The 12,521-nt window shown below is 69.3% G+C and carries 4 protein-coding genes and 2 pseudogenes; 3 read left to right on the plus strand and 3 right to left on the minus strand.

What is annotated here, in order from left to right:
* Window positions 1-202: 202 nt before the first annotated feature.
* The 3 genes and pseudogenes from L1785_RS23570 to L1785_RS23580 all read right to left on the minus strand — a co-directional run bounded on the left by L1785_RS23570 (window position 203) and on the right by L1785_RS23580 (window position 9,620).
* Window positions 203-544 carry a helix-turn-helix domain-containing protein gene (locus L1785_RS23570; RefSeq protein WP_236091404.1) on the minus strand — a complete coding sequence of 114 codons (342 nt, stop codon included), beginning with the start codon at window positions 542-544 and terminating at the stop codon, window positions 203-205.
* A 591-nt stretch (window positions 545-1,135) separates the two neighbouring features.
* Window positions 1,136-1,395: pseudogene (locus L1785_RS23575) on the minus strand (helix-turn-helix domain-containing protein); the annotation flags it as partial.
* Window positions 1,396-2,150: 755 nt separating this feature from the next.
* Window positions 2,151-9,620, minus strand: coding sequence for a DNRLRE domain-containing protein (locus L1785_RS23580; RefSeq protein WP_236091405.1), 7,470 nt, complete (start codon window positions 9,618-9,620; stop codon window positions 2,151-2,153).
* Window positions 9,621-9,984: 364 nt separating this feature from the next.
* Here L1785_RS23580 and L1785_RS23585 point away from each other — a divergent pair.
* The 3 genes and pseudogenes from L1785_RS23585 to L1785_RS23595 all read left to right on the plus strand — a co-directional run.
* Window positions 9,985-10,503 (plus strand): annotated as a pseudogene (locus tag L1785_RS23585) (bifunctional DNA primase/polymerase); the annotation flags it as partial.
* 428 nt (window positions 10,504-10,931) lie between these two features.
* A complete protein-coding gene (locus L1785_RS23590) occupies window positions 10,932-11,963 on the plus strand; it encodes a ParB/RepB/Spo0J family partition protein (protein ID WP_236091406.1) in 1,032 nt (343 codons plus the stop codon).
* A partial coding sequence (locus L1785_RS23595) for a hypothetical protein (RefSeq protein ID WP_236091427.1) occupies window positions 11,960-12,521 on the plus strand: 562 nt, incomplete at its 3' end. The genes L1785_RS23590 and L1785_RS23595, both read left to right, overlap by 4 nt.

Here is a 12,521-nt window from a genome sequence, read left to right on the forward strand (position 1 = left end):
TCGCGCCGGGCGGCGTATGGCAACCGGCTGTCCAACGGCGGCAGTCAGGCTCACAGAGAGTGCTCCTCATCAGGGTCGTCTCGGGTAGTCGACGTCTGTCGTGCATTCGTGCCTGGAGTGCCAGCGAAGTGGCTGCCGCCCGCGGCAGGAGTGGTCTTCATGCCGCGGGCGGTTCGGGCGGCGGATCTCTGGGCACGGCGGCTCACCTCCGCCCAGGCTCGGGGTGCCGGCCGGGAGCCGGTTCGCGCTGCTGAGCCAGCCATGCCTGAATGTCGCTGACCGCGTACCGCAGGTGCTTGCCGACCCAGGTACCGCACGGACCCTTCCCGCTGGTGCGCCAGTCGCGCAGCGTCGAGACCGGGATGCCGAGATAGGCGCCCAGGTCTTCGGGAGTGAGGAGCGGCGCCAGACCGCCCGGTGGGAGAGAAGCTGTGGGAGTGGTGTTCGCGTCCATGAACCTCAGGTACGCGACGAACGTCGTGCAAACACGCAACCCGACCCAACCTGAGCCGGGGACGCCCTCGACGAGCCAGAACAGGCCCATTGAGGTGGGAAAAAGGTGGACGGTTCAAGTCTCAGAAACCCTTCAGGCCCGGGACTCCGTTGGAATCCCGGGCCTGAATCGGTCGGGCTGACAGGATTTGAACCTGCGACCCCTTGGAGGAATCGGAGGCCCCTGTCGGCCGACCAAACATCTCTAGAAACTCGCGGGTTACGTTGGAACTCCGCGGATCGGCTCACGTCGATCGGTTGGAGTCTAGCGGGTTGCCTCGGGTCCGTGCGGGTCGAATCTGATGAGTTTCTGATGAGCATCTGGGTCGGTTAGGACAGCGCGGCGCGGTCGATTTCGGCGAGCATCCGCGGACGGCGACGGTGTCGGAGCGACCCGCGCACTGTCGCCGGCCGAGCCCTTCCACTTCGCCGCCGTAACGGTCGGAGCGCCGGCCCATCCACGCGCCCGACCCCGCGACGACGCACTGGGCGCACTCGAACTGCCCGAGCGAAGTGCCAACGCAACCTCGCGAAGACCGTCCCCGATCTACGCTCGGTCTAGGTGTTCTGGCTCGTGACGTTGGTGACGACTGCGTGGAGTCGTGAGGCTGGGGGCGCCGGTTGATGCCCAGGCGGACGAACCGGCGGTCCGCTTGTGCTGCCGGCGCCAGGTCTCGATCAGGTCCACCACCGGGTCGCGGGCTGGGCAGGTGAGCGGTGCGGGGCCGAGGACCGGTAGATCACCCCGGCCTCGCCCAGGGCCTCGTAGCGGTGCTTCCACTTCGAAAGGCACGCCCTGCTGATGCCGGCCTCGGCAGCGACGTGCGCGACCGGATGGTCCCGGCAGCGATCGATCAGGCGCCGGCGACCGGCAGGGGTCAACGGGGCATTAGCGTGGGACACGAGGGGTAGGTCCTTCGAGCAGGTGGTCGTAGAGGTACTTCCATCCTGCCGTCAGGGACCTACCTCTCCCTCACACACCGACCCGCGCCACCAAGCTCATGAACCACAACATCTAGGCCACCTTCATCCGCTTCCATAGCGGGGATCTCTCGTGAAAGCGCGTTCACGGAAGCCCGATCGCATCTAGTCGTCCGATCCCGGACTTAGCGCGTCTAGGATCCCAGCAATGGACGATGCGGATTCCAGGTCCGAATTACCGCGTACCGCAAAGCATCCACTCTCAGTTTCAATGACGCGGCGAGAACTCATCTCCACAATCCGCGCACGATCAGTACCCGCAACCCCCACCACGGTCGCATCTGGTTGGATCGTCAGTCGGGGCGCCAGGGCCAGGTTCGCGAACTCGCGGCGCAGACCAGACAAACTTGAGGAAGCTGGAGTCGAGAACCCGTCAACGTCGACCGAACGATCAACCTTCACGTCTATCCAAGAAGCTATGTATGCCGAGTGCGCAATCGGCCCCTTACCCTTGACGTGATCACCGTACTCATCAACGATGATCGTCGACGAAACGTCATCGAGCCCCCCGCCTCCACGACTCGACGCTGAAAAGACCAGACCAGCAGTCAGAGGGCCGTGGGACAATTGGACGACCGCCGTTGCGCCACTTATTGCCACAGCGCCAAACTGGACATCCGGCAATTCTTGCACGAGGACATCTAGGTACCCGAGTAGCATTTCGCGCTCCAAGGTACTCAATTCAACCTCCTTCCCCGAAAAAGATCGTAGTGAATTCCCGATCGCGACTTGAACCGGAATTGCTGGTAATAGGCACCGTCGATTCCCTTGACCGACCATCCCAGCGCGGGCTTCCCCGAGTTCTTCGGCGCATTGTTTAGCCGACCAGGCTTCGGCGCTCCAAGACCCTTATTGCCGAACAACCAACCCCTTGGGCCGGGACTCGCGTAGTACTTTATCGCTCGCACCGATGAAGTAGCAGCACGAGCCACTGCCCCAGAGGCCCGAACGACGAGATCCTTGGCGCCGCGCACAGCCTTCGGCACCGAACGAGCCAGCCTTGCGCCAGCCTTAATGGCCGGTCCGACGTACTTAGCTGCTGCAGCCGTGCCCCTGACCGCTGCTGCTGCGCCTACCACGGCGCCGCCGGCACCGACTGCGGCTGCAGCAATGCCCACCGTCATGAGGAGCGCCATCTTGGTGTCTCCTGATGCGGCGTACGCGACCGCTGATACACCCGCTGCGACCATGCCGATCGGGCCGGGGATGAATGCTGCCACTGAGGCGATCGTCGCGAGCCCCGTGAGCCAGCCGGGGGCTGCCGTACCGGCGAGGTCGATGCAGTTGACGGGGTCGGCGTTGCAGTAGTCGTAGGTATTGGCGGATCCGCCGGCGACGGGGTCGACCTGGAGGAACCTGCCGGTGGCGGGGTGGTAGACGCGGACGCCCATGAGGATGGTGCCGGTGGGGGTGTCGGCGTTGCGCTGGGCGCCGCCGAGCCACCCGTACCGCGAGTCTTCATCGCTGAGGGGCCCGCTGGAGGTCATGGGTTCAGATGCGCCGAACTCGTCGAACGACTGCACGCGGACCTGTGTCCACGACGCCTCCGTGGCATTGTCGGCGATCGGCAGGGTAGCGATGACGTCGCCGTGCAGGTCGACCAGCTGCAGGACCCGATCACCGGTCCCGGATGTCTGGACGGCAAGCGCGCCGTCGAGGCCTTCAACGTACCGGGTGACGGTGGTCGCTCCCTCGGCAACCCAGGCGGGTTCATCGGAGTCGCCGTCGAAGTGGAAGACCTTCTCTATGCCGTCGACCCACTCCTCGTTCAGCAAGGTGCTGTCGACCTGGGTAGCGTGCCGCATGACCGGGTCCAGCCCCCAGGTCGTGCGCTCGACCCCCGGGACCTCCTGGCGGCGCACGAGGTCGTTGAGGTAGTAGGTGGACGTCGCCGCCACGGTCTGTCCGGTGGTGTCGGTGGCGGGCATGGACGTGATACGCCCGAAGGCGTCGTACGCCCACAGGTTCCCGCCGGCACCAGTGGTGGTCACGAGCCGGTCGGCCGAGTCGTAGGTGGAGCTGACGGTGGTCGCACCGGCCGCCGTCGCGACACCGGCCCCTGGGCACGCCTGCCCGCCCGCCGTGGTGGCGCTGGTCAGCGAGGTGCGGTTGGTGTGTGTGTCGTACCCGTACGCCCTGGTCGTGCATGTACTGATCTGCGGGGAGGAGTCGTCTGCGCGCACCAGGCGCCCGAGGCGGTCGTAGGTGTAGGTGGCTTCGCCGTAGGTGTTGCCGGCGGCCGACCAAGCGTGCTGGATCACCTGGCCGCGTTGGTTCTCCACCACCGAGTCGGACGTGATCGGTGCCCCGTCGGACACCCTGGTGTAGGAGCGCTTCACCGGGATGCGCGCGGCGTCGTATCCGATGGTGAGCTTCACCCCGCCGGGCAGGGTCTGGGACTCGAGCTGCCCGTCCGGACCCCAGGTGGGCACGATGTCGCCCGCGACGGAGTCGGTCTGCTTGGTGACGAGCCCGCGCGGTTCGACGGTCCGGTTGTACTCGAACGTGGTCGATGCCCCGGTCGAGTTGGTGACGGTCAGCGGCTGGCCGTACCGGTCGTAGGTGGTGGTGGTCCACCCGCCGGCCGAGTCGGTGTACTTGGTCAGGCGTCCGAGGCGGTCGTACTCCTTAGAGATCTGGATCGGCTCACCAGAGGCGTTCACGGAGGCGTTCTCCACGACGTCACCGGTGGCCGGGTCGTAGGCGGTGGTCGTCTTGGCGATCGCCTCCCCGGCCCCGGGACCGGTGCCGGTGATCTCGACGGAAGTCACGCGGTCGGCGGCGTCGTAGGTCGTCGTCGTGGTGCGCTTGATCGTTCCGAGGTTGTCGGACACGACCGTCGGGTTGCCGTACCGGTTGTAGGAATCGACCCGCTTGGTGGCGAGCTCGGCGCTCATCCGGGCCGGGTCGTGACCGGTGACATCACCGCCGGGCTTGGTCACGCACGGCTGGCCAGCATACTCCGGCGTGTTGCCGCAGGTGGTGTCGTCCGGGTTCGCCCCGGCGGTCCAGAACACCGTGTGCACGGTGCCGGCATCCGAGCCGGTGGAGCCCGGCTTGGACGACTTCACGGCGCGGCCCTTGTCGTCGTAGACGATCGTCGAGGTCAGCGCGGTGGGCTGTCCGGCATCGATCGTCACGGACGTGGCGCCCTTGTGCACCCAGCCCGACGTTGCACCGAGTGCGGTGCCCCCCGGCTCGAGTGGGTCGAACCCGGTCTTGGTGACCAGCGGGTCGACGCCTTGGCCGGCGAACGGGTTGATGCCTTCACCGGTGACCGGGTCGATGATCCCCACCCCGTCCGTGGTCGAGGTGGTCACGAAGTGGTAGGCGAGGCCGTCTGGCTTGCCTTCGTCGTACACGTTGGTGGTCCTGGGCCGTAGCAGCACTGTCGCTGACGGGTTGGCCGCGTCGGCGAGCCGCTGCGCCGGGCCGATGGTTACCAGCAGGTCGAGGCCGTCGGTGCTGTAGCGCGACTGGGAGTCCAGGCGCGTTGCCCGGGTGACCGTGTCGTTGCCGATCAGACCCAGCTCGGTGAGCATCTCCGTGGCGCCCGGCAGAGTGCCCAGGGCGAGCAGGCGGTTCGTCGCGTCCAAGGTCCGCACGGTGTTGCCGTGCCGGTCGTACTCGGCGGTGTCGATGAACCCGTCCGCCGGCGCGCCGGTGCCCGCCGGGGAGGCGGTGTTCACCTCCCAACCGGCCGCGTTGAGGTAGTGCACGGTCGCCGACCCGTACCCGTTGGCGCCGGGCACGGTCGCACTCGCGGTAGTCACACTGGGGTCGGTTTCCGGGCCGAAGACCGCCGTGGCATCGGTCGGGCCGTCCTGCTGCGCCCAGCCAGCGGTCGTGGCGGCGTCCAGGTTGTACGGTCCGCCCGCGCCGCGGGTCAGCGGCACACTGTAGACAAGTGTGGTGGTGTTGACCGGCCCGAGCTGGTCGGCTGTGCCCGGGACCAGGGAGGCGCGCGAGACCTTCAGCAGGCGACCGGGTGCCGGGTCGACCAGGTCGCCCGACCCGGTCTGGGACGCTCCGCCCGGTCCGTAGGTGAAGGTGTACGGCTCCTCACCGGACGCGGTCACCGTGGTGATACGGCCTGCGCCGTCGTACCCGTACCGCGTGACCTGACGCGTGCCGCCCGCCTGCTCGATGCGGGGGTCGTAGACCTCGACCAGGCGCCCGGAGGTGTCGTAGCGGTATTCCGCGACGGTGACCTTGGTCATCGCGGTCCCGTCCCACGACCAGATCGACGCGGACTCCACCTGACCGGAGAACAGTCCCGGCGCCGAGCCGGTGGCCGTGGTCGATGGCGCGTACTTCAGCTCCAGGACCTCACACCCCCGGGCGGGGGTCGCCGTGGTGCAGGCGCTCGTGTTGCCCGGCCAGCCGTCGACGCCGGTCTCGATCGGAGCGATGACGCGGGCCAGTCGCTGCACCCCGTCGGGACCGGGGGCGTAGACGTGCCGGGACTGCCCGGAGGCGGCCGGCGGCGCCGTGGTCGTCACGACGAAGTCACCGGCGGTGCCGTTGCGAACGAAGTCGGTGACGGTGCCGTCGATCTCGGTCAGCCGCCAGGTGTCCGCGCTCGGCTGGGTCAGCTTGAGCGCCTCGGCTCCGGGCTCCGGGTACCACGCCTGACCGCCGCGGGAGAACCAGACCTCACCGCCACCGGTCATGTGCACCGCGGCGACGTCCGGGTTCGGCATGGTGACCTTGGTGTAGGCGGTGCCCGCGGCGGCGTCGACCGTCCCGGTGGCCCACTGCTTGCCGAACGGCGCCCAGATCTGCCGCACCGACAGGTCGTCGAAGTAAACCACCTTGCCCGGGTCGGAGTTGCCGTTGTACAGGCGCACGAACGCCTCGCTCACCCCATCCGGGATCGTGACATCGACGCTGACCTGCTGCCACATGTCGGTGCTCGTCGGGGCCGGCGTGGCGGAACCCGTGGTCAACGGCTCGTTGTAGGCGCCGTCCTTCTTCCAAAACACGGCCACGCGCTGACCGCGAGGATTCACCGGGCTCAGGCCCGTGGCTGCCGGGACGTACACCCAACCGCTGACGCGGTAGGTCCGCCCACCGGCCAAGCCCAGGCGCAGGGCCCCCTCCGCGCCGCCTACGTGGGCGTAGGAGTCGGCGATGCCCGAGCCGTTCGGCGCCACCTTGAACGACGTGCCGCCCTCGTGGAACCGGCCGGTGTCGACCGCGACGGTCGCGGTCCCGTTCTGCACGTCGGTCAGGGTGGAGGCCTTGCGCTGGGTCTCGCTGAGCTTGTCGTCCTGGAGCTGGAACCCCGAGTCGGTGTCACGGGAGCTGGCCGTGCGCACGACCGACAGGCCGAACTCCTCGACGTCGGTCACCGACAGGGTGTGGTCGCCGGTCAGGAGGTTGACTGACCCGGGCCCGATCTGGGTGGTTGTCGCTCCGGATGCGTCGGGGTCGACCGTCAGTGTGACCCACTGCGTGGCGACCGCGTCGATCCCGTCCGCGGCGGTGTCGAGCAGAGCGCGCACCTGGACCGGTCCGCCCGCGGCTCCGACCGTCGCGACGGCGTCCCACGAGACGTAGGACCCCAAGCCCGAACGGGCGACGAGTCCCGAGCCGACCGGTCCACCGGAGGAGGTGTTCAAAGCGGCGGCGGGCACGTCCTCGACGACCGCCGCGTCAGGACCGCGCCGCCACTGCAGCTTCAGGTGCGTCAGCGTCGTGTCATTGGTGCCGACCTCGACCCGCACCCTTCGCACGACCCGTGCACCCTCGACCGGGGCGACGATCCCTGCTCTGCCGACCTGGAACGCGTACCGCGCCACCTGCGAGACGTGGCCGGCCCCGTCCACGGCCACGACCTGCAGCACGTGCGGCCCCACCGTCGTCGGCGTGATCGACGCCGTCCCCGCCGCACCTTGACTCACGCCGACCGTGTTCTGGGCCTCTGGCGCCTTGTCCAGCCCCCACCGGTAGGCCACGACCGTCGAGTCGGGCGTATTCATGGAGAACGAGAACGTCCCCGCCTCGTTCGCGTTCTTGTGCCAGGTGCCATCACCCGGATAGTCCGTCGAGGAGACCACCGGAGCCCCGGGCGTGATCGTGTCGACGACCATCCAGTACCAGTCGGTCCAGGCCGACTCGAGCACGCCGTCGGAGGCCTTGACCCGGAACGCGTAGGTGCCGCCCTCCGCCAGCACACCCTGGGCAACGGTGACCTGCGCGGTGACATCCACATCCGAAGGTGTCGTGTCGACACTCGCCGTGTAGTTGGCGACGTTGACGCCCGTCGGGGTGTTGACCTGGAACGTCGCGGTGATGAACTCACCGTTCGGGTCGTCGATCACCGCCGACAGCTGCGGGGTCGCCGAAGACACCGGAGACATGTTGACTCCGGCCTCGCTCGGCAGGGCCTTCAGGTTGGTCGGCAGCGCCGGCGGGTGCTGGTAGGCGCCGATCACCGCAGGCACGTAGGAGCCGAAGTCGGTCGAGTAGAACCGCTTCCAGGTCAGCGAGTCGGACTCGTTCGTGGCCCGCAGCCCGAACGTCATCGTCGAGTAGCTACGGTCGGCGGTCCACTGGATCGCGCCGGTGACGTCCGGACGGACCCAGCCACCAGGGCACCCCGCGCTGTAGCCGGCCGCGCTGGAGACGGCACGCTGGTGGGAGATCCACTCGGGCTGCGCGCCCCACCTCGTGCCCGAGTTCACGCTGCCGGTGTGGTAGACGTTCCACTCGGTCGCAGTGCAGGTGGAGGAGTAGAAGTTGAACAGCTCGAGCTGCGCCGAAAGGATCCGCGCCCCCGCGACCGCGCGGGTATCAAAGTTGACGAAAGCTCGAGCCTTGACACCACCGCCGTTGAAGGTGCCGATCCGCAGCTCGCCCTCGGACGCCTTGTCCACGGTCGAGTCCGACTGGACGTAGGTATCGACGGTGTCCCACGCCAGGTACATCGAGGGGTCGACGATCAGGGGGAAGTCGGTGGAGGGATCAGCCGCCAGCTCCTCGACACCGTCAAGACGCATCTCGACAGACCCGGTGTCGATCTGCTCGACCACCGAGGACAGCGGCACCTCATCAGACACCGGACCGGTCACCGGCTCATTCGTCGATGACTCCGACGTCGGGTCGGACGGCGACACGACGTCCGACTCGGTCGACGGTTCCGCCGAGACCGCCTCCTGCGAGCCGGCGGCAGAGCCAGCGCCGGCACCGAGCAGCTCGCTCTCCGACGGCAACGGCCTGAACCCGCGCACCGGCGCCTCGTCCACCCACCCCGTCGTCACCGGCGCAACTCGGGCCGCATCCGCCGTGGCATCCCACGCCGCCGGAGCGCCCGTGCGCGACACGACCTCACCCGCCGGGGTCTGGACCGCGAGCGTCCCGTCCTCCTCCACATGGATCGCACCACCCTCGGCGCGGTAGGTCAGCGCAACCTGCCCAGCACGCGCCGAGGCGGCAGCGTCAGCGGCCACGAGGTAGTGCCGGAACGAGGTCATGCTGGCCTCGACCACCAGGTCAACGCCCTCAGCCACCGACGCGTAAACCGCCCGCCTGCCCTCCAGACGCGGCGCCGGCAGCACGCCCGGCCACGCCAAGACCGACACCACTCCCGACTCAGGATCCGTCAGCCGCGCGACATCGATCGTCCCCGACTCGCCCGGCTGGCCACCCCCGGACAGCGTCAAGTCCCCGATCTGCGCCACCGGCCGAACCGTGCCATCCCCGGCCGTGGCAAGGGTCAGGTCCGTCTGGGCCCAGTCCGCAAGCGCCGTCCCATCACCATCACCCGTCGGCACCCACACCGGCCCAGAGGTAGACTGGAACGCCATCACACCGCTGGGCATCACATACGTCGACGACGACGGCGTGCGCTCCCCCAGCACCTCCACCGGCTCGTCCTCCAGCCCGGCGATGACCGTCGCGCTCGCGATGTCCGGAGCCCACAGATACCCGCCCTCGGTCCGCTCCGCAGGGATCTCGACCGGCACAGCCTCCGCAACAGGCATCGGCACGGCCACGGCAGCCGGGACGACCAGCACTCCACCGGTCACCGCCACAGCCGCAACGAACGCAACAACCGCCACACCCCGACGCCACGAACCGGGCACCCCAGCAAACGACACCAGCACCGTCATGACCTGCACTCCCGCACGCTCGGGGCTCACACCGAGCCGGTGCGCAGAAGGTAACGGACCTCGCAGCCTCCTCGAAGCAGGCAAAGAGTGTCATAGGGATGAATCAGGGCATCACCGCAAAGAAATTCACCCGGTGCACCCGCTGGCTCGCTCCTCCTCGGCCCTCGGAACGGGACGACCCCCGCCGCACACTGAACTCGCGGCAGCGGGCGAGGGTGATCCCGCAGCAGCAGCTGCCGCACCCGATTGCCCGCAATCGCTCCCATGCGCTCACCAAGGCCTCCTCGGAACTTTGAGTCCGCCTTTGTGACCTGCGAAGACACCGGTGGTGCGAATCGCGGACGACCTCCGGTGTCCGCGAATGGCGCGATTTGCGGGTGTCAGCGTGGCTGGCATGGAAACGCAACCGCGCAGCCAGTTCGACCAGCGCACCCGCGCCGTGGTCGCGGCGTTCGCCTCACCGACGGTGGCGGACGCGCTGCGTCTCCTGGTGGGTGCGGGTGTGCCGGTGTTCCCGTGCGCGCCGGACGCCAAGCGCCCGCTGACGTCGCACGGGTTCCAGGACGCGTCCGCAGACCCGGTGGAAGTTGCCCGGTGGTGGCGTCGCTGGCCGGAAGCGAACCTCGCGATCCCCACGGGCGGCGCGTCGGGGTGGGACGTCGTGGATGTCGACGTTCACGGTGAGGAGTCCGGGCGGGACGCGTTCGCGGCGTCCCTGCGGCGCGGCCTGACCGGCGGGTGGGCGTTCACCGTCCGCACGCCGGCTGGCGGGTTGCACGCCTACTACCCGAACCGGTCGCGTCAGGCGTGCTGGCAGGTGCCCGGCGCGCATGTCGACTTCCGGTCCGACGGCGGCTACGTCCTGGTGCCGCCCTCGCGTGTCGTGTACGACGACGGCGCCTCGGGCACTTACCAGCTCACCACCGTCACCCGCCAAACCCCACGCCCGGTGGACGGTCCAGCCCTGCGGGCCTTCCTCTCCCCCGAACCCACGTTCACGCAGCGACCGGGGACCACGGCGGCAGCGGACGCGCAGAGAGCCGACCCCGCCCGGCTGGCGGACTGGGTCGCCGCCAGGCCCGAGGGCGGGCGCAACGCCGGGCTGTTCTGGGCCGCGTGCCGGCTCGCCGAGCACGGGCACGACTACGCCACTGCACTGGCCACGGTCGGCAACGCCGCTCTGACCGCGGGCCTGGACCCGCGGGAGGCGGAGGCGACGATCCGGTCCGCGTTCCGACGCGCTCAGCGCGCCGCACACCCGGCTACGGGCCGGGCCGCTCCCCCGAACCCTCGATCGAGCGGCTCGGGCTGCTGCAGCCGATCACGATCACCCCGGGCCGGGTGCTGGTCTGCGGGTGGCGGCGCCTGGAGGCGGCTAAGCGGCTCGGCTGGACCCAGGTCCGCGCCTGGGTTCGCTCAGGCCTGTCCGACGGCGCGACCCGCCTGCTGGCTGAGTACGACGAGAACGTCCTGCGCCAGGCCTACACCCGCACCGAGCAGGCCACTCTCTACCGCGAGCTCAAGGAGGTGCTGCGCCAGGAGGCGCAGCGCCGTCAGCAGGCGTCCCGGTTCGGGTCGGTGCCCGACGCCGCCCAGGTCACCTCGAGCGGTGTGGCCACCTCCGGCGACTCGGGCGATTCGGACATTGTGGGAGCGGTTGATTCAACACCGCCGGCGGACCCGCACAAGCAGGGCCGAGTGCGGGATCAGGCGGCGCTCCTGGCCACGGGCAAGAAGTCCTGGCAGGCGATGGAGCGGATCGGCACGCTGATGGACTTGGCCACGGACCTCGCCCAGCCCGAGGAGGTCCGGGACCTGGCCGCCGAGGCTGTGGCCCGGATCGAGGACGGCGGCCAGGTCGCACCAGAGTGGGCGAAGGTCGTGGCCACCCTCCGAGCCTCGGGCGGAGCGACGCTGCCGGGGGCCGGCAGCGTGCATGCGGTCGTCGAGGCGGAGACGGTGGGCGCCATCAGGCCGGCGGTGGCTGAGCGGGCGGGGATCACCCTGTACGCGCTGCGCACCTGGGGCACGACGTGGGACGGGATCGCGCGCCTGCTCGATCAGCACGACCCCACGATCCTGGGACCTGCGCTGCGACCGCGCGACTGGGACACGATCTGCCATGTCCAGCGGCGGCTCACGACCCTGGTCGAGCGGATGCGCGACGCCCGAGACCGCGCCGGAGCCCCGAACCTTCTCGACCACGCCACGGCGGAGGAGGAGAAGGGCCAAGGCGATCAGCGGGCACAGGTCCCTGGTCCCGGCGACATGGAAGCGGCGAGCGGCCCGACCGACGGCGGCGAGCCCGACGAGGCTCCCGGCAGGGCGGCCGTGCCCCTGGCCCGTGTCATCGCGATCGGGGCACGATCATGATCGGGGCGTGGCTGCGGGAGCGGTGGCGGTTCGTCGTCGTGCTGCTCGCCGCCGGCGCGGTGATCTTCGTCGTCGTGCTGCACCTGATTTCCGGTGATCCCCACCCTGTCGGTTCGTCCGGCCCTGCCTTGCAGGCCGGACCTCGTCCGGTGGCGTCGGCGACAACAGGCGGTGCTCCGAGCCGGATCTCGAACGCGTCACCCGCCGCCTCGGGATCGGACCCGGTCGCGACCGCCCGCCGGGCCGCCTCGATCCTGTTCAACTGGGACACCACCACCGACACCCTGGGATCGGTCACGACCGACGTGCTCGCGGTGGCAGACCCGACCGGGGAACAGACCCCGGGCCTGCTCGCCGACCTGACCGCCTACCTCCCCGACCCGGCATGGTGGGAGCGGCTGCGCGAGTACGAGACCCGCCAGCGGGTCGACCTGGACACGGTCGAGGTGCCCGATGCGTGGACGCGCGCCGTCGCGACCGGGCAGGTCGCGGACCTATTGCCCGGGACCTACGCGGTCAACGTCGTCGGCACCCTGCACCGGAGCGGTGTGGTCGCCG

It is taken from the genome of Antribacter soli, from assembly GCF_021568775.1.
GTDB lineage: Bacteria > Actinomycetota > Actinomycetes > Actinomycetales > Cellulomonadaceae > Antribacter > Antribacter soli.